Source organism: Amycolatopsis sp. NPDC024027, assembly GCF_040638975.1.
GTDB lineage: Bacteria > Actinomycetota > Actinomycetes > Mycobacteriales > Pseudonocardiaceae > Amycolatopsis.
Window position 1 is genome coordinate 219,528 of sequence record NZ_JBEZYY010000006.1, and the last position, 18,328, is coordinate 237,855.

16 protein-coding genes are annotated in these 18,328 nt (G+C 71.8%); 7 read left to right on the forward strand and 9 right to left on the reverse strand.

Features of this window, described 5'->3' with window-relative positions:
* Nucleotides 1-130: 130 nt before the first annotated feature.
* The 4 genes from AB0F52_RS17610 to AB0F52_RS17625 are packed head-to-tail and all read right to left on the reverse strand — an operon-like array spanning nucleotide 131 to nucleotide 4,382.
* Nucleotides 131-1,408: a cytochrome P450 gene (locus AB0F52_RS17610; RefSeq protein WP_360171408.1), complete on the reverse strand. Its 1,278-nt coding sequence runs from the start codon at nucleotides 1,406-1,408 to the stop codon at nucleotides 131-133.
* 53 nt (nucleotides 1,409-1,461) lie between these two features.
* The gene (locus AB0F52_RS17615; protein ID WP_360171411.1) at nucleotides 1,462-2,106 is read right to left on the reverse strand and encodes a class I SAM-dependent methyltransferase; all 645 of its coding nucleotides are present in this window, start codon (nucleotides 2,104-2,106) and stop codon (nucleotides 1,462-1,464) included.
* A gap of 10 nt (nucleotides 2,107-2,116) precedes the next feature.
* Nucleotides 2,117-2,710: a hypothetical protein gene (locus AB0F52_RS17620; RefSeq protein ID WP_360171414.1), complete on the reverse strand. Its 594-nt coding sequence runs from the start codon at nucleotides 2,708-2,710 to the stop codon at nucleotides 2,117-2,119.
* Between the two features lie 13 nt (nucleotides 2,711-2,723).
* Nucleotides 2,724-4,382 carry a peptide-N4-asparagine amidase gene (locus AB0F52_RS17625; protein ID WP_360171417.1) on the reverse strand — a complete coding sequence of 553 codons (1,659 nt, stop codon included), beginning with the start codon at nucleotides 4,380-4,382 and terminating at the stop codon, nucleotides 2,724-2,726.
* Nucleotides 4,383-4,513: 131 nt separating this feature from the next.
* Between AB0F52_RS17625 and AB0F52_RS17630 the strand changes: the two genes are divergently transcribed.
* Nucleotides 4,514-5,509 (forward strand): LacI family DNA-binding transcriptional regulator, encoded by a 996-nt coding sequence (locus tag AB0F52_RS17630; RefSeq protein ID WP_360171420.1) that lies wholly within the window; start codon nucleotides 4,514-4,516, stop codon nucleotides 5,507-5,509.
* Between the two features lie 9 nt (nucleotides 5,510-5,518).
* Here AB0F52_RS17630 and AB0F52_RS17635 read toward each other — a convergent pair whose 3' ends face one another.
* A complete protein-coding gene (locus AB0F52_RS17635; protein ID WP_360171423.1) occupies nucleotides 5,519-5,755 on the reverse strand; it encodes a hypothetical protein in 237 nt (78 codons plus the stop codon).
* Between the two features lie 255 nt (nucleotides 5,756-6,010).
* Here AB0F52_RS17635 and AB0F52_RS17640 point away from each other — a divergent pair, with 255 nt between their 5' ends.
* Nucleotides 6,011-7,219 (forward strand): MFS transporter, encoded by a 1,209-nt coding sequence (locus AB0F52_RS17640; RefSeq protein WP_360171426.1) that lies wholly within the window; start codon nucleotides 6,011-6,013, stop codon nucleotides 7,217-7,219.
* Between the two features lie 56 nt (nucleotides 7,220-7,275).
* On the opposite strand, the gene AB0F52_RS17645 is transcribed toward AB0F52_RS17640, so the two are convergent.
* The 3 genes from AB0F52_RS17645 to AB0F52_RS17655 are packed head-to-tail and all read right to left on the reverse strand — an operon-like array spanning nucleotide 7,276 to nucleotide 12,403.
* Entirely contained in the window at nucleotides 7,276-8,166 is an 891-nt protein-coding gene (locus AB0F52_RS17645) for an ROK family protein (RefSeq protein ID WP_103335905.1), read from the reverse strand.
* Nucleotides 8,163-10,982 carry a beta-mannosidase gene (locus AB0F52_RS17650; RefSeq protein ID WP_360171430.1) on the reverse strand — a complete coding sequence of 940 codons (2,820 nt, stop codon included), beginning with the start codon at nucleotides 10,980-10,982 and terminating at the stop codon, nucleotides 8,163-8,165. The genes AB0F52_RS17645 and AB0F52_RS17650 overlap by 4 nt, the downstream gene beginning before the upstream one ends.
* Nucleotides 10,979-12,403 (reverse strand): APC family permease, encoded by a 1,425-nt coding sequence (locus AB0F52_RS17655; protein ID WP_360171433.1) that lies wholly within the window; start codon nucleotides 12,401-12,403, stop codon nucleotides 10,979-10,981. Before AB0F52_RS17655 ends, AB0F52_RS17650 begins: the two co-directional genes overlap by 4 nt.
* A 136-nt stretch (nucleotides 12,404-12,539) precedes the next feature.
* Between AB0F52_RS17655 and AB0F52_RS17660 the strand changes: the two genes are divergently transcribed.
* Nucleotides 12,540-13,718, forward strand: coding sequence for an ROK family protein (locus AB0F52_RS17660; protein ID WP_360172043.1), 1,179 nt, complete (start codon nucleotides 12,540-12,542; stop codon nucleotides 13,716-13,718).
* A 280-nt stretch (nucleotides 13,719-13,998) separates the two neighbouring features.
* Here AB0F52_RS17660 and AB0F52_RS17665 read toward each other — a convergent pair whose 3' ends face one another.
* Nucleotides 13,999-14,229 carry a hypothetical protein gene (locus AB0F52_RS17665; RefSeq protein ID WP_360171436.1) on the reverse strand — a complete coding sequence of 77 codons (231 nt, stop codon included), beginning with the start codon at nucleotides 14,227-14,229 and terminating at the stop codon, nucleotides 13,999-14,001.
* Between the two features lie 84 nt (nucleotides 14,230-14,313).
* Between AB0F52_RS17665 and AB0F52_RS17670 the strand changes: the two genes are divergently transcribed.
* From AB0F52_RS17670 to AB0F52_RS17685, 4 genes are all read left to right on the forward strand, one after another.
* The gene (locus tag AB0F52_RS17670) at nucleotides 14,314-15,804 is read left to right on the forward strand and encodes an MFS transporter (RefSeq protein WP_360171439.1); all 1,491 of its coding nucleotides are present in this window, start codon (nucleotides 14,314-14,316) and stop codon (nucleotides 15,802-15,804) included.
* A gap of 2 nt (nucleotides 15,805-15,806) precedes the next feature.
* Nucleotides 15,807-16,364: a TetR family transcriptional regulator gene (locus AB0F52_RS17675; RefSeq protein ID WP_360171442.1), complete on the forward strand. Its 558-nt coding sequence runs from the start codon at nucleotides 15,807-15,809 to the stop codon at nucleotides 16,362-16,364.
* A gap of 148 nt (nucleotides 16,365-16,512) precedes the next feature.
* Nucleotides 16,513-17,064, forward strand: a complete 552-nt coding sequence (locus tag AB0F52_RS17680; RefSeq protein WP_360171445.1) for a snapalysin family zinc-dependent metalloprotease — start codon at nucleotides 16,513-16,515, stop codon at nucleotides 17,062-17,064.
* A 106-nt stretch (nucleotides 17,065-17,170) separates the two neighbouring features.
* Nucleotides 17,171-18,289, forward strand: coding sequence for an alpha/beta hydrolase (locus tag AB0F52_RS17685; RefSeq protein WP_360171448.1), 1,119 nt, complete (start codon nucleotides 17,171-17,173; stop codon nucleotides 18,287-18,289).
* Nucleotides 18,290-18,328 lie beyond the last annotated feature (39 nt).

Below are 18,328 nucleotides of genomic sequence, written 5' to 3' on the forward strand. Positions count from 1 at the left end.
CGGCCGAGCATCGGCTACCTCGGCGAGCTCACCGGGACGAGCACCGCCGTGGACGTCGCCCTGGTCATCGAGGCGCACCGGGACCGCGTCACGCGCCGGCCGCGGCGGGCGCTCCCGCACTGAAAGCCGGTCAGTCCACCAGGACGGGCAGCTCGTCCAGACCGTACACAATGGACACCTGACGGAAGGACAGGTCCTCCTCGGGCACCGCCAGCCGCAGGTTCGGGAAGCGGCGGATCAGCGCCGGGTAGGCCGTGCGCAGCTCCATCCGGGCCAGCTCCGCGCCGATGCAGCGGTGGATGCCGTAGCTGAACGCCAGGTGCGACGTCGGGTCGCGGGTCGCGTCGAACGTCTCCATGTCCGGGCCCAGCTTCGGGTCGCGGTCCGCCGTGGACAGCGACACCAGCACGATGTCGCCCTCGGCGATGTGGACGCCGCCGATCTCCATGTCCTCCTTGGCGAACCGGGGGAACGCCATCTGCACCACCGTCAGGTAGCGCAGCAGCTCCTCGACGAACCGGTGCACGGACTCGTCGTCGCCGCGGACGGCTTCCCTCGCCTTGTCGTCGCGCAGCAGCACCAGCGCTCCGAGCGCCAGCATGCTCGCCGTGGTCTCCAGGCCGCCGGTGAGCACGCCGTCGGCCAGGCCGGCCAGCTCGCGGTCGTCGATCTCGTCGCCGTGTTCCTTGATCAACATGCCGAGCAGGCCGTCGCCCGGCTGTTCGCGCTGCTTCTTGACGATGTCGAGCAGGTAGGTCAGCGACTCCGACATCGCGCCGAGCGAGGCACCCGCGCCGCCGAAGAGGTCGAACCGGGCGGTGCTCAGCCGCTGGAAGTCCTCGCGGTCCTCATAGGACACACCGAGCAGTTCGCAGATGGTCAGCGACGGGATCGGCAGCGCGAACGCCTGCCACAGGTCGACCGGGCCGTCGGCGGCGGCCATCGCGTCGAGCTGGCCGGCGACGATCTCGTCGATCCGCGGGGCCAGCCTGCTCAGCCGGCGCATGGTGAACTCCGGCGTCAGCAGCTTCCGCAGCCTGGTGTGCACCGGCGGGTCCGCGAAGCCGAGCCCGCCCGGGTTCTGGTCGGCGGTCACACCCGCGCTGCCGACCAGGTTGCCGAAGTCGCTGGAAAAGCCGGTCGCCTTGCCGAGCACGGCCTTGGCTTCGTCGTAGCCGGTGACGAGCCAGGCGTTCATCCCGAACGGCAGGTCGAGCTTGCCGATCGGCGCCTCGCTCCGCTGCGCGGCCATCGCGGGGACCGGGTCGAGGCCCTCCCGCCGCAGCGGCAGCAGTGCCGAGTCGGGCAGGATGGCCGACATCTTTTCGAGGTCGAAGCCCTTTTTCGACTGCCGGGCGAGATACCGTCGGCCGACCCAGCCCAGGACCCGTGAGCGGAGACTCCCCATGCGACCGACAGTACCGTACTAGCCCGATCGGGTGACGGGGAGCGAGACGCGGTTCACCCCGGCTTGCGGGCCAGCAGGTAAGCCTGCGGCGCCTTCTCGTACGGCGGCTGCGGCTCCCGGACCAGCCGCGCTTCCACGACCAGCCCGGCGGTGGCGCACAGCTCGGCGACGAAGTCCGGCGGCAACCGGTAGGCGTTCAGGGAAATGTCGTGGCCGTAGCCGTGGGCGATGTGGCGGCGCTCGTCACCGACGTGGAACCCGGTCAGCAGCCGTCCGCCCGGCGCCAGAACCCGCGCCAGCTCCGCCACCACCGCCGGCAGTTCCTCCGGCGGGGTGTGGATCAGCGAATACCACGCCACCGCCCCGGCCAGGTCGCCGTCGCCGATGTCGAGGGCGGCCATCGAGCCGACTTCGAAGCGCAGCCCGGGGTGCGCCCGGCGGGCCGCGTCGACCATGCCGGGCGAGAGGTCCACGCCGAACACGTCCAGCCCGAGCGAGGCCAGGTACCCGGTCAGCCGGCCCGGGCCGCAGCCGAGATCGCCGACCGGCCCGCCGCTCCCGACCAGTTCGGCGAACGTCGCCAGCATCGCGCGGTCCCACGGGCTGGCGTCCAGCAGGTCCCGCAGCTCCTCGGCGTACGAGTCGGCGACGGTGTCGTAGGCGGTCCGGGTCTCGGTCACGAAGGCGGGTTCGGTCACGAGCCGCACCCTATCGGCGTTTTTCGGCCGGCTGAGGATGGTCGGCCGGAGTGTCCACACCGAGTTCGGCGCGGACTTCGCCGAGGAAGGCGTCCTGTGCGCGCTCGGCATTCCGCAAAGCCGCCTCTCGGGAGCTGCCGTCCACCCCCTCGGAGGTGACGGTGATCCGCGCGCCGACCGCGGCCCGCACGAGATCGTCGGCCAACGCGCGGATGCGGGGCGAGGCGAGGATGTCGACGGCCGCGTGGAAGGACGCGGCGGCGTTCGCGTGCTCGCTCATGAGCGCCTGGGACTCGCCGATCGGTTCGTGACGTGCCAGCGCCTCCACATGCTTCAGCAGGGCGCTCAGGTACTCGCCGGTCTCCTTGAGCAGACCGGCATAAGCGTCCTTGCGCTCCTGCGACCAGTGCAGCGCGATGGCGTGCGCGCGCTCGGCGGCCAGGCGTTCGGTCTCCCGCCGGTGGCGCAGCTCCTCCCGCGCGGCTTCCCGCTCCCACCGCCGGTCTTCCCGGCGGCTGTTGATCAGCTGGCCGGCGACGACCCCGACCAAGCCGATGATCCCCACGACGATCGGTACCCGGACCGAGACCTGACCGGAAGGCATGCCGGGAGCGTAGTCAGCGCCCCGGCAGCTCCCGGTTCTCGGTGATCAGCCCGTGCTCGCTCGCGACGTAGTGGAAGTACGGCCGCCCGGTGTCGTCGGTCCCGGTGAAGAGGGTCTTCGACCGGCCGTCGGCCTCGGTGTTGACGCCGCTGGTGCGGGCCAGCACGCCGGACGAGGCCAGCCACTCGCGCGACGCGCGCACCGGCCGCCAGGTGCGGCCGTCGCCGGTCAGGTCGGCGAGGGTCTTCGTCATGTCCACCGAGCCGGAGATCCGCAGGTTCTGGTCGTCGGTGATGTTCGCCGTCGCGTCGGTCGTCAGCGGGTAGGACCAGGTGTGCCGGTCCGCCGACCGCACCCGGCCGTCCACTGTGGACACCGACGTCTGCTGCCCGGCGTCGGCCTGCACGACGTGCTGGGTGAAGCCGCCGCCGGTGACGTCGTCGCTGTTGCGGTAGTCGCGGGTGCGCTCGACCCGGGTGTACACCCGGCCGGCGGAGGTGTCGACGTAGCCCGCCGTGACGTCGTGGCGCTTCGCGGTGACCGTGACGTTCACGCCGCCGGAGATGTCCTTGACCGTCGTCTGCCGGGCCGGCGCGGCCGCGACGTCGTGCTGGGTCAGCGCGCCGGACGTCTGCGTGGCGTTCTTGTCGGTGTAGAGCAGCAGCGTCGGGACGACGGTGAATTCGCCGCCGATGTCCGGGAAGGAGAAGGAGAGGTCGTGGGTGCCGCCGTCGACGAGCCGGCCCGCGAACGGCGTGACGTCGTAGGTCTCGGAGTGCAGGCTGAACGTGTCGATCGCGACGACCGGCCGCCACAGCTGCGGCACGATCCCGCCGGAGTAGATGTGCGGGAAGGTGAACGCGCTGCCCGCGGACGCGCCGTCGATCGCGAAGTTCGCCTCGCGGTAGGGCCCCTTCCCGCAGAGGCCGGCCGCCGGGTACTTCGCGGCCACGTCGTCGGGGACGTCGTCGAACCACTGTTCGTCGCAGGCGTGCCCTTCGAGCGTGACCTCGAGGTAGGCGCGGGTGATGTTGCGCGGCAGGCCCTGCGCGCCGAAGTGCACGGTGGGCGCGGCGGGCGTCGCGTCGGCGTGCCCGAACCCGGCGACGTGGTCGGGCGTCGCGGGCGCGGGGTGCTTCCGGTCCGCCCGGTAGTAGGTGAGCGTCACGGTCTGGGCGTAGACGCCGGTGTAGATCGGCGAGTTGTAGTTTTCGATGCCGCCGTGGAACGGCTGCGGGGTGCGCAGCAGCGCGGAGTACGGCGTCAGGTCCTTGTCGAAGTGGTAGGTGATCGCCCGGCGACCCTCGCCGCTGGGCTCCTCGGTGGTCCCCCACCACACCTCGGTGCCGCCGATCCGCAGGTCGCCGATCCGGTCGTACTGCCGCCCGCTCACGGTGACGGTCTGGTCCATGACGACCTTCGCCCACGGCCCGGGACAGGCCTTCGGCGGCGCGAGGGTGCCTTCGTAGAACTGCGGGCTGCCGTCGGCGGCGTTCGAGCGGAAGCCGTCGGCGAGCGTGACGCTGCAGTGCGGCGAGTCCGGCCGCGTGACCCCCGGCGCGGCGGTGACCGGGTTGTCGGTGTCGCCTTCCACGATCGGCGAAGCCGAAGCGACCGCCCCGGCGAACACCCACGCCAGCACCAGCGACAGGACGATCGTGAAGATCCGCACCCGGACTCCTCCCAGTGGCAGGCATACCCGCCCGGAAGCCTAGCGGCGCGATCATCCGACCAACGTCGGTAATCGCGATCTGAAACGTTTCAGATCGTGCTAGGCTCACCTCTTCTCAGCGAGGGGGTCCGGTGGTCGGCATCAAGGACGTCGCGAAGCGGGCGGGCGTCTCCATCGGCACGGTGTCCAATGTGGTCAACCGGCCGCACGTCGTCGCGGCCGCGACGCGCAACCGCGTGCTTTCGGTGATCGAGGAGCTCGGGTACGTCCGGGACGAGTCCGCCCGGCAGCTGCGGGCCGGGCGCAGCCGCGTCATGGGACTGCTCGTGCTCGATCTCGGAAACCCCTTCTTCGTCGACGTCGCCCGCGGTGCCGAGCAGGCCGCGCACGCCGAAGGCCTCAACATCATCACCTGCAACAGCGGCCAGCGGTCCGAGCTGGAAGCGTCGTACCTGGCGATGTTCGCCGAGCAGCGGGTCCGCGGGGTGCTGCTGAGCCCGGTCGCCACGTCCGGCGAAGCCCTGCGCACCTTCCGGCGCACCGGCACGCCGTACGTCTTCGTCGACCGCAAGGCCCCGGCGTCGGAGGCGAGCTCGGTGTCGGTCGACGACGTCGCCGGCGGGGCGCTCGGCGGACGGCACCTGCTGGAGACCGGCCACCGGCGGATCGCGTTCGTCAACGGCCCCGCCATCCTCACCCAGTGCCGCGACCGCGAACAGGGCCTCCGCACCGCGCTGAGCGGCTCCGGAGCGGAACTGACGGTGCTGGAGGCGATCGGCCTCGACGTCACCTCCGGCCGCGACGCCGGCGCGCGCCTGCTCGGCGCGAGCCCCCGGCCGACGGCGGTGTTCTGCGCGAACGACCTCCTCGCCCTGGGCGTGCTGCAGGCGATGGTCGGCGCGGGCGTCCGCGTCCCGGAGGAGATGGCGATCGTGGGCTACGACGACATCGAGTTCGCCGGCGCGGCGGCGGTCCCGCTGACGTCGGTCCGCCAGCCGGCCCGCCGCCTCGGCCGCACCGCCGCGGAACTGCTGCTGGCCGAGACGTCCGAGCCGAAGCCGGACCGGCAGGCCGTGGTGTTCACCCCGGAGCTGGTCGTCCGCGAGTCGACCCGGGTGCGCCGCTGACGCCGCGGCTCAGGCCGTGGTGAACAGCCGGTGGTCCAGGACGATGTACCCGGTGTGGTCCCTGGAGATCTTCACGTCGTCGCAGCCGACCTTGCCCCCGGAGGTCCGCACGCAGAACTGGCTTCCCGCGGACAACACGGCCGGCCCGCCCGGCGCGGGCTTGTCGTTGGCCACCGCTTTGGGACACGCGACCGCCGCGGTGTTCTCGCCGCCGTTGTAGTGGTACATCGCCGACCGGCCGACCATCAGCCCCCGAGTCGGCGAAGTAGTAGAGGTCGACGTCCCCGTTCGGGCCGTTGGTTCCGACGGAGCGCGGGTCGGCCGCGTCGATCCTGCCCAACTTCTTCCCTCCGGGGGTGAAGACGCCGCACCCGGCGCGCGCCAAGGGTGCTGAGTCCCGGATTCGCGCCACGCCGTCAAGCCCGCGCGCTCCGGAAGATCCGGCCCGCAAAGCGCGGTAAACCGTTTGGTATTCACCGGTTTCTTCGGCAAGCTCGGCTCATGGCGTCCAGGTGGGTGCGGCTGCAGGCCGTCGCGGTGTCCGGTTCGTCCGCCGAAGGCCTGCTGCTGGCCGCGATCCCCCTGCTGGCCGTGTCCGTCACCACCGATCCGCGCGAAGTCTCGCTGATCAACGTCGTCGGGGAAGCGCCCTGGCTGCTGCTCTCCCTGTTCGCCGGGGTGCTCATCGACCGGGTGCGCCGGACCACGGTCCTGGCCTGGGCCTATGCCGTGCTGGCCGGGGCCGCCGTCGTGCTCGCCGCCATCGCCTCCGCCAAGCTGCTCAACCTGCCCGTGCTGCTGGTGGTCGCCTTCGTCATCACCTCGGCGCGGGTGCTCGGCGACGGCGCCAGCGGCGCACTCGTCCCGGAACTGGTCGGGCCCGGGCAGCTCGCCCACGCCAACGCCCGGCTCACCGTGATCGACCAGGGCGTCGCGCGGTTCGTCGTGCCGCCGCTGACCGGGTTCCTGATCGCCGTCGGCGGCGGGGCGCCCGCCTGGCTGGCCGCGGGCTGCGCGCTCCTCGCGCTGGTGCTGGCCCGCCGGATCCCTTCCCCGTCCGTGGTGGCCGCGACGACGCACCCGCTGCGGGACCTCTCGGGCGGCCTGCGGCACCTGGTGCGGACGCCGCTGCTGCGGTCGATCACGATCAACGTCGCCCTCGGCTCGTTCGCCGCGAGCGCCGGCAACTCGATGTTCGTGCTCTACGCGACGCAGGTCCTGCACGTCGGCCCGGTCGGCTACGGCCTGCTGCTCGCCTGCCTCGCCGTCGGCTGGGTCGCGTCGTCGTTCTTCGTGCAGAAAGTGGTGGACCGGCTCGGCTACTCGTGGTCGATGCGGTTCGCGCAGAGCTTCGGCGTCGTGGCGACGCTGCTGATCGCCGTCGTCCCGCCGTGGCCGCCGCTGGTGGGTGTCGTGCTGGTGTCCCTGACGGCGACCGTGCTGATCTGGAACGTCTGCTCGCAGTCCAGCCGCCAGCGCTTCACGCCGGCGCCGCTGCTGGGGCGGGTGCTCACCAGCCACCGGGCACTCGCCTGGGGACTGACGCCGCTGGGCGCGCTGGCCGGCGGCCTGGTCGCGGCGCACTGGGGCCTGCGTGCCGTCTGGGTGATGGGCGCGGGCGTCCAGGCCGTCAGCGCGGTCCTCGTGTGGTTCCAGCTCTCCCCCGCCGCGTTCCGGCGGACCGAGGAACTCGCCGCCGCCCGGGCCTGAACCCGTTGAAGCCGGGTGGCGTGCCGGGTCGGGGCACCGGCACACCACCCGGACGGCTAACCGCCCAAGGCCAGCGCCACCGCGCCCAGCAGCGCCGCGTCCTGGTCGAAGCGGGCGGCCACCAGCTGCGGCGGGAACGGCACCGCGTGCGCGAGCCGGTCCGCCAGCGCCGGCAGCAGCACGTCCGCCGACCGCACGAGCCCGCCGCCGACCGCGATGCGCTCCGGGTCGAGGGCGATCGCCAGGTTGGCCACGTGCATCGACAGCTCGTCGAGCGCGGCCGTCACCAGCTCCTTGGCCTCGACGTTCTCCTTGGCCAGCGCGAACAACTCCCCGGCGGTGACCGGGCGGCCGAGCAGTTCGCTCGCCCGGCCGCCCAGCCCACGCCCACCGACGGCTTCCTCGAGCGGCGCCGCTCCGCTCGCGAAACCCTCGGTGTCCTGCGGCGAGAGCAGGTTGTACCCGATCTCGCCGGCAGCTCCGTTGGCGCCGGTCAGCAACCGGCCGCCGACCAGCACCGCGGCCGCGATGCCGGTGCCCAGGGACAGGAACACCGCCGGGTCGGCCCCGGCCAGTGCGCCCCAGCGCCATTCCGCCAGCGCCGCCGCCTTCGCGTCCGTGCCCACCGCGATCGACACGCCGGGGAACTCCGCGGCCACCAGCTCGGCCAGGCGCAGCTGCTCCCACCCCGGCACGTTCGGCGCGAGCAGGATGCGGTCCGGCAGCACGATCCCCGGGCTGACGACGCCGATGCAGGCGGGCACCGCACCTTCGTCGGCCAGGAGGGCCCTGGCCGCGGCGAGCGCGCGCACCACCACCTGCTCGGCCCCCGCCTGCGCGTCGGTGTCCAGCCGGCGGGTCGCCAGCAGGGTGCCGTCGCGATCGGCGAGCCCCAGCGCCACCTTCGTGCCGCCGAAGTCGATCCCGAGAATCCGTTCCTCCGTCACGTGTGGGTCCCTCCCGTCCCCCGCACCACGATCCGGCCGGTGTTGAGCCCGTCGACGCTGATCACCGGCACCGCACCACGCAGGTCGGCCGCCTTGTACGTGACGGTCAGCGTCTGCGACTGGCCCGGCCACAGCGTGATGTCGTTGTCGTCCCAGGTCGCGTTCGCGAGCTGGTTGTCCCCCGGCGCTTCACGCCCGTCCGGCGTGCCGCGGCGGACGTCGGCCCGCAGGAAGAACGCCGCACCCGGCGTCTTCGAGGTGTTGGTGACCGTCACCGTGGTGACGAGGCCGCCGCCGCTCGCACACGTCGACGCCACCGCGCTGACCTCCGACTTCGGCAGGTTCTGCAGGGCTTGCAGGTTGCCGTACTGCGAGAGCGTCGCCTGCGGGTTGCCCAGCGTCTTGGCCCAGTCGACGACGTCCTTCTGCGTCGAAAGCCAGTAGACGTTCCGGTCGACGACCTTCCCGCCCTGCCTGACCTGCAGCTCCACGAAGTAGACCTGCGCGGGGGCCGGCGCCTTCGTCTCGGCGGGCACCTTCGGCTTCAGGACGCCGGTCTTGACGCCCTGGCTGCCGAGGCTCAGGCCGGTCGCGGTCTGGTCGTCGAGCACCTTGCCCGCGGTGTCGAGCACGCGCGCCTGCACCGAAAGCCCGGACTGCGTAGCCGCACCGAGGTTGTCGAGGGTGACGGACCCGTTGTCGTAGCCGTAGATCGCGTGCAGCGGCTTGTTCGCCTTCTGGGCGCCGAAGAACGCACCCGCCTGGTCGCCGTCGTCGTTGTAGAGCGACCACAGCAGGGTCGGCCAGCCCTTGTTCAGCTGCCAGTAGACGACGCCGGTCGCCGGGTTGGCCTTGTCCGTCGAGTGGTGCAGGAACGCCTCGAACTGGGCACGGGTGTTCTCGTAGTTCGCGATGTTCGCCAGGTCCACATAGGACTTCAGCGAGTTCCACTTCCCGTACCGCTGCGCGATCGACTGGTCGAGGGTGTACAGCGTGCCGAAGGCGTAACCGCCGTGGTCCGGCTCGAAGTTGGCGTGGTACTGGTTGTACGCCGGGTCCTGCCACAGCTTCGCCTGCTCGGCGGGCGAGAGGAACCGCTTGATCGAGTCGAGCGTCGGCACCGTGTGCCCGGCGCTCTGCTCGCTCGCGAAGCCCCAGGCGCCGCCCGCGTTGGTGCGGCTGGAGTCTTCGGGGTCGAAGTGCGAGCTGTCGTACCAGTACGTCGGCGGGACCCAGTCGTACGGGCCCTCCTTCTCCCCGGACTGGCCGAGGGTCGGCGTGCTCTTGTACTCCGCCGAAGCGATCACCGGGACCTGGAAGTCCTCCTGCTCGAACGCGGTGAGGACGGCGTGCTCCTGGTTCGGGAACGGCTCGTTGTCGCTCCAGCCGTAGTTGAAGACGCTGGGGTGGTTGCGCTCGCGCTGCGCGATGCTCACCGACGAGTCGTGGATGATCCGCAGGTCCCGCTCGCCCAGCTGCCCGGCGGTGTCCGGCTGCCAGGCGTCACAGCACAGGAACCCCCCGATCACCAGCAGACCCGCGCGGTCGGCCTGGTCGTAGAAGTCCTGCGGCATGTCGTGGCCCTCGAGCCGGACGCCGGACAGGCCCAGGTTCTTGATCAGCGCGATCTGGTGCGCGGTGTCGGCCTTGTCGTAGCGCAGGAACAGATCCGGCGCGAAGCCGCCGCCGCGGAACACGAAGTCCTTGCCGTTGATGGTGAACTGCCGCGCGCCCTCCGGCAGCGGCGCGGACTTCCCGACCAGGCGCGAGGTCACCGTGCGGATGCCGAAGGTGCTCTTCGACGACGTCGACAGGACGCCGTTCCGCGAGACCGCGGTGGTCAGCGTGTACAGCGGCTGGCCGCCCATCGAGTACGGGTACCAGACCTGCGGCTTCTCGATCTTCACCGGCGCGAACACGACTGTCCGCTTGGTGTTCGCCGGGATCGTGACGCGCTGCTTGACGACGATCGGCGCACCGGAGGGCGCGGTGATCGTCGCGGCGACGTCCCCGCTCTGCGGCGTGGCCGCGTCGTTGGTGACGTCCACCTTGACCGTCAGCTTCGAGCTCGACAGGTCGGGCGCGTTGTCCTGCACGACGTGCGCGTTGTCGCCGGTGAGCGCGTCCCCCACCTGCAGGGTCGGCGGGAACTGGATGCCGGTGTCGTTGTCCGGCGGGATCTGGCCCCAGTCGACCTGGTCGAGGGTGTACATCTTCAGCGGGTCGTTCGGGTAGACCTTGATCGCCAGGGTGTTGCGGCCCGGCTTGACCAGCTTCGAGACGTCGAAGGTGTGCCCGGCGAACGCGCCGCTCACGAGGTCCTTGGTGGCGACGAGCGTGCCGTTCACCCAGACGTCGCCCTCGCCGACGATGCCCGGGATGGTCAGCTTCGCGTGCTGGCCGGACTTGAAGTCCGGGGCGAAGTCGGTGCGGTACCACCACGGGTCGGAAAACGGCTTCGTGACGACCGGGCCGAGCTTGTCGACGTACCCGAAGCACTTGCGCATGTTGTCGGAGTAGAAGACGTCCGGGCACCGGCCGTTCTGGACCAGGGCGTTGATCTCGGTGCCGGGCGCGCCGGCGTCGTCCGGCTTCACCGGCAGCCAGCCGCGGGTGGCGTAGCCGGGGGTGGAAACCTTGTCGCCGCCGTCCTTGACGCTCGCCGTGGTGAGGACCTGCCAGCCCTGCAGGCCGATCGTGGTGAGCCCGTGCGGTTTCGCGGCGGCCTGGGTGTCCTGTGCGGCGGCGGGTCCCGCCACGCTCAGCACGCCGGGCACGAGGAGCAGCGCGGCGAGCACCGCGAGCTTCTTCGTCATGCCTGAACCCCTTCCGGTTCGGTGGCGAAGGCTTCCTTGATGTCCTTGGGCCCGAACGGCCAGGTGCGCTCGGCCTTGGCGTAAATGAGGTAGGCGATCGCGCCGATGGCGATCCAGCCGAGCGACAGCCAGATGGACAGCCATTCGGCCGATTTGTAGATGTAGACCCAGCCGACGAGCGCGATGATCGTCGGCACCGGGTAGAGCCACTGCCGGTACGGCCGCCGCAGGTTCGGCTGCCGGCGGCGGAGCACGACGATCGCGGCGACCTGGGCCAGCGACTGGATGATGACCAGGGTCGCGACCGCCGCGTTGATCACCTCGGTCAGGGTGAACAGCGAGCCGACGATCGTGATGGCGCCCATGGCGAGCACGCCCGCGGTGGGCAGGTGCAGCTTCGGGTGCAGCTTGCCGAACACCGGCAGGAACACCTTGTCGCGCGCGGCTTCGAACGGCACGCGCGAGCCGCCGAGCAGCCCGGCGAACACGGACGCGATCGCCGCGATCACGATCAGGACGGTGATCGACTTGGCGACGCCGGTGCCCCACACCTGTTCCAGCACCGACGACGCGACCGACTTGGCCGTCTTCAGCTGCTCCAGCGGGATCGAGCCGAGCACCCCGACCTGCAGCAGGAAGTACAGGCCCATGATGCCGAGGATCGAGAAGATGATCGAGCGGGGCAGCGTGCGGCCCGGCTCCCGCACTTCGCCGCCGAGGTAGGCGGAGGTGTTGTAGCCGAGGTAGTCGTAGATCGCGATGATCAGGCCGGCGCCGAGGCCGGTCCAGAACGCGCCTTGGCCGCCGAAGCTGAACGCGCCCGGGGTGAAGGCGAACGCCTGCGCCGCGCTGAAGTGCGAGAACGCCGCGACGATCGTGGTCAGCACGGCGACGAGCATGACCACGAACAGCACCGTCGTGAGTTTGGAGATCTGGCCGATCTTCCGGAACAGCGCCAGGATGATCAAGAGCGTGATGCCGACGCCGATGATCTTGCCCAGCGGAGTCGTGCCCGCGTCGTCGGTGACACCGGGGATCAGGTAGCCGAGGTACTGGACGAGCCCGATGATGCCGGTCGACATGATCAGCGGGATGAACAGCACCGCGCTCCACACGAACAGGAACGGCATCAGCCGTCCGGTGCGGTACTGGAACGCTTCGCGCAGGTAGAGGTACGTACCGCCGGCACCCGGCATCGCGGCCCCGAGTTCGGCCCAGATCAGCCCGTCGGCCAGCGCGACGATCGCCCCGATGATCCAGCCGAACATCGCCTGCGGGCCACCCATGGTGGCGACCATGGTGGGGATCGTGACGAACGGGCCGATGCCGCACATCTGGGTCATGTTGATCGCGGTGGCCTGCAGCGGGCCGATCCGGCGTTCAAGGGCGGGCGGTTCCCCGGAACGAGTGGGTGAACTCACGACGTGCCTCCGACTAGTAGTTAGTAAAGTTTCTTAACATAGAACGCCCCGAGCCGGAAGGGTTCGCGGATAAACTTGCGGCAACTCAGGAGGACGCGTGGGACGAAACGGGCCGCAGGTGGGGACTCCGGCGCACATGCGGGCGCTGAACCAGCGCCTGGTGCTGGACCGGCTGCGCGCGCACGGCGAGGCGACGCGGCCCCGGATCGCCGCCGACACCGGCCTGTCGAAACCCACGGTGGGCCAGGCCCTGCTCGATCTCGAGCAGCACGGACTGGTCCGGACCACCGGGCGCAGCCTGGCCGGCCCGGGGCGCGCGGCGGTCGTCTACCAGGCCGCGCCGGACGCGGGGCACGTCGTCGGCGTCGACATCGGGCGGCGGGCGCTCCGGATCGCCGTCGCGGACCTGGAAGGCAGCATCGTCGCGCGGCTCGACGAGCCCAACCGGTGCCGGTCGGCGAGTGCGCTGGTGCGCGCGGTCAGCGAATCCGTCGAACGCGCGGTCGCCTCGGCCGGGCTGAACCCGCACGAAGTCGTCTCGACGGTGGTCGGCACCCCCGGCGTCCCCGACCCGGCGACGGGCACGGTGCACCGCGCGCCCAACCTGCCGGGCTGGGAACGCCGCGGGCTGCTGCACGAGCTCGTCTCGGCGCTGGCCGTCGCGGGCTCGGACGTAGTGGTGGAGAACGACGCGAACCTGTGCGCGGTCGGCGAGCACGCGCTCGGCGCGGCGCTGGGCGTCGACGTGCTGGTCTGCCTGACCGTCGGCACCGGCATCGGGATGGGCCTGCTGGTGGACGGCAAGCTGTTCCGCGGCGCCCACGGCGCGGCGGGCGAGATCGCGGACCTGCCGTTCGGTGTGACGCCGTCGGGCGCGGGCGCCGGGACGCGCCGCCCGGGCCCGGTGGAGACGGCGGCGGCGGGCCAGGCGGTGCTGGCCGCGGCAAGGCTGCGGGGTCTGACGAAGGCGCGTTCGGCGAAGGACGTGTTCCGGCTGGCCCGGGCGGGCGATCCGCGGGCTCTGGCCGTGGTCGAGGAGGAGGCGGAGAAGCTGGCGTACGTGGTCGCGGCAGTGGCGGCGGTCCTGGACCCGCGCTTGATCGTGCTGGGCGGCGGCATCGGCGGCAACACGGACCTGCTGGCCGGACCGATGCGCCACGCCCTCGCCGCGACGACGCCGGTGGTGCCGGACATCGTGGCGGGCCAGCTGGGCGAGGACGCGGTCCTGGCGGGAGCGATCGCGACGGCCCTGGGCACGGCACGCGAGCTGGTGTTCGACCGCCGCGGCCTGCGCCGCGCCGCTGGGGACGGTTGAGCGACCCGAACACCGGAAAGCGGGGCTCCCGCCGGAAAGTCCGCTCGACCACGGCTTTCGCGGCCGGGGCGGAATCCTGCTCCTGTCCGCAGTGGACCAGGGTGAAGGTTCGCGCGGCGTGCGCTCCACCCGCGTCCGCGGTGAGCCAGTCGGACGGCTCCCGCGGCGTGCACACCACCCGCGGCCCCACCGCCGTGAACTAGCCGAACGGTTCGCGCGGCGTGCCCACCACCCGCGACCCCCACCGCCACGGCAGCACCCCACCCGCGTCCGCAGTCGGCTAGTCGGACGGTCCGCGCAGGGTGAGCACCACCCGCAGCACGTACTCCACCGCCGTCGGGAAGGCGGCGCCGCGCAGCTCCCCGCGGTCGGCGAGGTTGCGGGCGGCGAACTCCAGCTCCCGCTCCGGGCCGCCCCGGCGGACGACCAGCGCGGCGATCTCCTCGAAGTCGAGCTCCGGGTGATCCAGGCGCGTCAGGGAGAACTCGATCATCAGGTCCTCGGCTGTCACGTCCACCTCCTTCCGCTGTCTCCAGCCTACGCGTGAGCGGTCTCACCAGGCTTACTGTACCGTCCAGACGGTATAGTAACTGCCATGACCACCACCCTGCCGACCTCCGCCCGGCCGTTGAGCCCCCGGCGCCGCTGGGCCGCGCTGGGGGTGCTCGTCGGCGCCGTGCTCCTGCTCGCGGTCGACGGCACCGTGCTGTACCTGGCCGTGCCGTCGCTCACCCGCGAACTCGCGCCGACCGCCACCGAAATCCTCTGGATCGGTGACGTCTACTCCCTCGCCCTGGCCGGGCTGCTCGTCACGGCCGGGAACCTCGCCGACCGGTTCGGGCGCAAGAAGGTGCTGCTCATCGGGACCGCGGCATTCGGGCTCGCCTCCGCGCTGGCCGCCTTCTCCCCCACCGCGAGCGTGCTCATCGTCGCGCGGCTGCTGCTCGGTGTCGCCGGTGCGACGATCATGCCCTCGACGCTGTCGCTCATCCGGACGCTGTTCGCCGACCCGCGCGAGCGCACCCGCGCCATCGCCATCTGGTCGGCCGGGTCCGGTGGCGGCATCGCGCTGGGCCCGCTGGTCGGCGGAATGCTGCTCGAGCACTACTGGTGGGGCTCGGTGTTCCTGATCAACGTGCCGATCGTCGTCGCCTTCCTGATCGCGGGTGCGTGGCTGCTGCCCGAGTCCCGGGATCCGGACCCGGGCCGGTTCGACCTGCTCTCGGCCGGGCTGTCGCTGGCCGCGATCGTGCCGCTGGTCTACGCGGTCAAGCACGCCGTCAGCACGGGTTTCGACGTCCGGATGGGCGTTGCCGCCGTGCTCGGGCTGGTGTCCGGTGTCCTCTTCGTCCGCCGGCAGCGGCGGGCCGCGGCTCCCTTGATCGACGTCACGCTGTTCCGCAACGGCGCCTTCAGCGGCGCGGTCCTGGCGAACTTCATCGCCGTCTTCGCGCTGATGGGCCTGCTGTTCTTCTTCTCGCAGTACCTGCAGCTCGTCCGCGGCTTCTCGCCGCTGCAGGCGGGGTTCGCGGAGATGCCCGCGACGCTGGCGTCGATCGCCGTCGTGGCCGCCGTCGGCGTGGTCGCCGGGCGGCTCGGGCGGGGCCGGGCCATCGCGGCGGGCCTCGCGATCGCCGCACTGGGCCTCGCGCTGGTCTCGGTCGCCGAACGGGCGCCGCAGTACTGGTGGCTGGGCTTGACGCTGGTGCCGGTCGGGCTCGGCGTGGGGCTGGCGCTGACGCTGACCGTCGACTCGGTGCTCTCCGCGGTCCCGCGGGACAAGGCCGGCTCGGCGTCGGCGATCTCCGAGACGGCCTACGAACTCGGGGCGGCGCTGGGCATCGCGATCCTCGGCTCGGTGGTGAACCTGGTCTACCGCGCGTTCCTGCCGGCGGACCCGGTACCCGGCGAGGTCCGCGACTCGCTCGCCGGAGCCGCGAGCGTCCTGGACCCGGGTTCCGAACTGGCCCGGGCCGCCCGCGAAGCTTTCACCGGCGCCATGCAGGTGACGTCCCTCGCGGCGGCCGCCGTCACCGCCGTCGCCGCGCTGATCGCCTGGCGTACCATTCCGTCCGGAAAGGACTGAGCATGCCTCGCAAAGCCGGGCGCGGCCCGGAGGAAACGCGCCGGGCCCTGCTCGACGCCGCCGCGAAGGTCATTCGCACCCGCGGTGTCTCGGCCTCCCTCGACGACATCGCCCGCGCGGCCGGCGTGTCCAAAGGCGGGCTGCTGTACCACTTCCCGGCCAAGGACGCGCTGGTGCGCACGCTCGCCCAGGACCTGCTGGAGGCGTTCCGCACCGAGGTGCGGGCCGCGCTCGACCCGGCCGACACCGCCCCGGGGCGGCTGACGCGCGCGTACGTCCGGGCGTCGCTGGACACCTCCTACGACGAGGTCGCGATCCGCGAGACCATCGCCCTGATCGCCCAGCTGATCTCGATCCCCGAGATCGCCGAGCTGGCCCGCGCGGACGCGGAGCGGTGGGAGCGCGAACTCCGCGAAGACGGCCTCCCGGCCGACGTCGTCACCCTGGTGGTCGCGGCGGCCGACGGCGCGAGCACGGCACCGTTGTGGGGCGCGGGTATCGACGTGGCCGCCGCGCGGAAGCTGGAGCAGCAGCTCCTCGCCCTGACCCGGACCGCCTGACCGGCCGCTGTCAACAGACTTTGGTGTTGGGAAATCACCACTTTCCGGCCCCTACGTTAGTCGGCTCCGGCGAAGGTGTATTCCGGGTAAATTCTCGACAGCGCGCGCAATTCCGGCAAATCCCCGTCCCCCCACGAGGAGTCTTCCGATGTCGAGGAAGTTCGCCCTGGCCGGCGCTGTTGCGCTCGCCTTGACCGTGACCCCGCTCGCCGCGGGTACCGCGTCGGCCGCCACCGAGCAGCAGGCCGCCGTCACCACGGTCTACTACAGCACCGCCAGCGCACCGACGTTCCGTTCGGTGATCAACGCCGGTGCCGCCAACTGGAACCGCAGCGTCACCAACGTCCGGCTCGTCGAGCGCAACTCCGGCGCCAGCCTGCGCTACACCGAGGGCAACGACCCCCGCGGCTCCTACGCCTCGACCAACGGGCACGGCAGCGGCACCATCTTCATCGACTACACCCAGGCCCGCCAGTACAACCCGACCCGCATCGCGGCGCACGAGACCGGGCACGCCCTCGGGCTGCCCGACCACTACTCGGGTCCGTGCTCCGAGCTGATGTCGGGTGGCGGCCCCGGCCCGTCCTGCACGAACGCGGTGCCCAACAGCGCCGAGCGCAGCCGGGTGAACTCGCTGTGGGCCAACGGGCTCGTCGCGGCCAACGCCGAGCGCGTTCACGAAACGATCTACGGCTTCTGAGCAGGTGAGCTGTGGCCCGGGCCGGTGCCCGGGCCACAGCCCTGTCCGGGTCGATCTCGGTGATCATCCCGATGTGGCGCACCCGGGCGGTCAATACGGTCAACGGATGCGAAACCCACCACTCGTCGCCGGGCTCACCGGCGTCCTGCTCCTGACCGCGCTTCCCGCCTCCGCGGCCGCGGCCACCCCGCTCGCGTTGCCCGCCCCCACCGGGGCGTACGCCGTCGGCAGCACCGATCTGCACCTCGTCGACCACGCGCGACCCGATCCCTGGGTCGCCGGGACGACCCGCGAACTCATGGTGACCGTCCGGTACCCCGCCCGGTCCGGCGGCGGCGCGAAAACGCCCTACCAGGCGCCGGAAGCCGCCAAGCTGATCGCCGAGGACGACGCGCGGACGCTCGGGATCGCCGCCGGCCGGCTCGATTACACCTTCGCCACGCACGCCCGCACCGGCGTTCCCGCGGCCGGTGGGCGGCGGCCGGTCGTGCTCTATTCGCCCAGCGCCAAGTACCCGCGCTCGGTCGGCACGGCGCAGCTGGAGCAGCTCGCGAGCGAGGGCTACGTGACGGTGGCGATCGACCACACGCACGAGCCCGCGGCGGTGGAGTTCCCCGGCGGCCGCGTCGAACGGCGGGTGCTGCCCTCCGGCCCCGACGCCGGCCGGCAGCTGATCGCCACCCGCGTGGCGGACGCCCGGTTCGTCCTCGACGCACTGGAAACCCTGGCCCGCGGCGGGAATCCGGACGCCGAGCACCGCCCGCTCCCGGCCGGGCTCACGCCGGACGTCTCCCGCATCGGCATGTTCGGCCACTCCGCGGGCGGGTTCACCACCGGCGAGACGATGGTGTCGGACGCCCGCCTCGACGCCGGGGCCGACCTCGACGGCAGCATGGCGTACTCCCAGTCGGCCCGCGAGTACGGCCGCGTCGCCGACGAAGGCCTCGATCAGCCCTTCCTGCTGCTGAGCGCGGGCAACCACAGCGCGGCGTCCGATCCTTCGTGGCAGGCGTTCCTCGCCCACCAGCGCGGCCCCGTCCGGACCCGGCACCTGCCGGACGGCGAACACTTCAGCTACACCGACTACCAGACGCTCCTCCCCCGCCTCGGCCTCGACCCGGCGTCGCTCGCGCCGTTCATCGGAACCGTCGACCCGGACCGGAGCACCGCCGGCCAGCGGGCGGCCCTCGGCGCATTCTTCGACCGGTATCTCGAACGCAGATAATCCATTCAATGCAACACCGGATAGCCGATTCCCGAATCC

What these genes read in the sequence shown, in the direction of transcription:
- AB0F52_RS17670 (WP_360171439.1), top strand. Translation starts at nt 14,314, where the DNA reads ATGACCACCACCCTGCCGACCTCCGCCCGGCCGTTGAGCCCCCGGCGC.
- AB0F52_RS17680 (WP_360171445.1), top strand. Translation starts at nt 16,513, where the DNA reads ATGTCGAGGAAGTTCGCCCTGGCCGGCGCTGTTGCGCTCGCCTTGACC.
- AB0F52_RS17640 (WP_360171426.1), top strand. Translation starts at nt 6,011, where the DNA reads ATGGCGTCCAGGTGGGTGCGGCTGCAGGCCGTCGCGGTGTCCGGTTCG.
- AB0F52_RS17650 (WP_360171430.1), bottom strand. Translation starts at nt 10,982, where the DNA reads ATGACGAAGAAGCTCGCGGTGCTCGCCGCGCTGCTCCTCGTGCCCGGC.
- AB0F52_RS17675 (WP_360171442.1), top strand. Translation starts at nt 15,807, where the DNA reads ATGCCTCGCAAAGCCGGGCGCGGCCCGGAGGAAACGCGCCGGGCCCTG.
- AB0F52_RS17610 (WP_360171408.1), bottom strand. Translation starts at nt 1,408, where the DNA reads ATGGGGAGTCTCCGCTCACGGGTCCTGGGCTGGGTCGGCCGACGGTAT.
- AB0F52_RS17620 (WP_360171414.1), bottom strand. Translation starts at nt 2,710, where the DNA reads ATGCCTTCCGGTCAGGTCTCGGTCCGGGTACCGATCGTCGTGGGGATC.
- AB0F52_RS17660 (WP_360172043.1), top strand. Translation starts at nt 12,540, where the DNA reads ATGCGGGCGCTGAACCAGCGCCTGGTGCTGGACCGGCTGCGCGCGCAC.
- AB0F52_RS17635 (WP_360171423.1), bottom strand. Translation starts at nt 5,755, where the DNA reads ATGGTCGGCCGGTCGGCGATGTACCACTACAACGGCGGCGAGAACACC.
- AB0F52_RS17685 (WP_360171448.1), top strand. Translation starts at nt 17,171, where the DNA reads ATGCGAAACCCACCACTCGTCGCCGGGCTCACCGGCGTCCTGCTCCTG.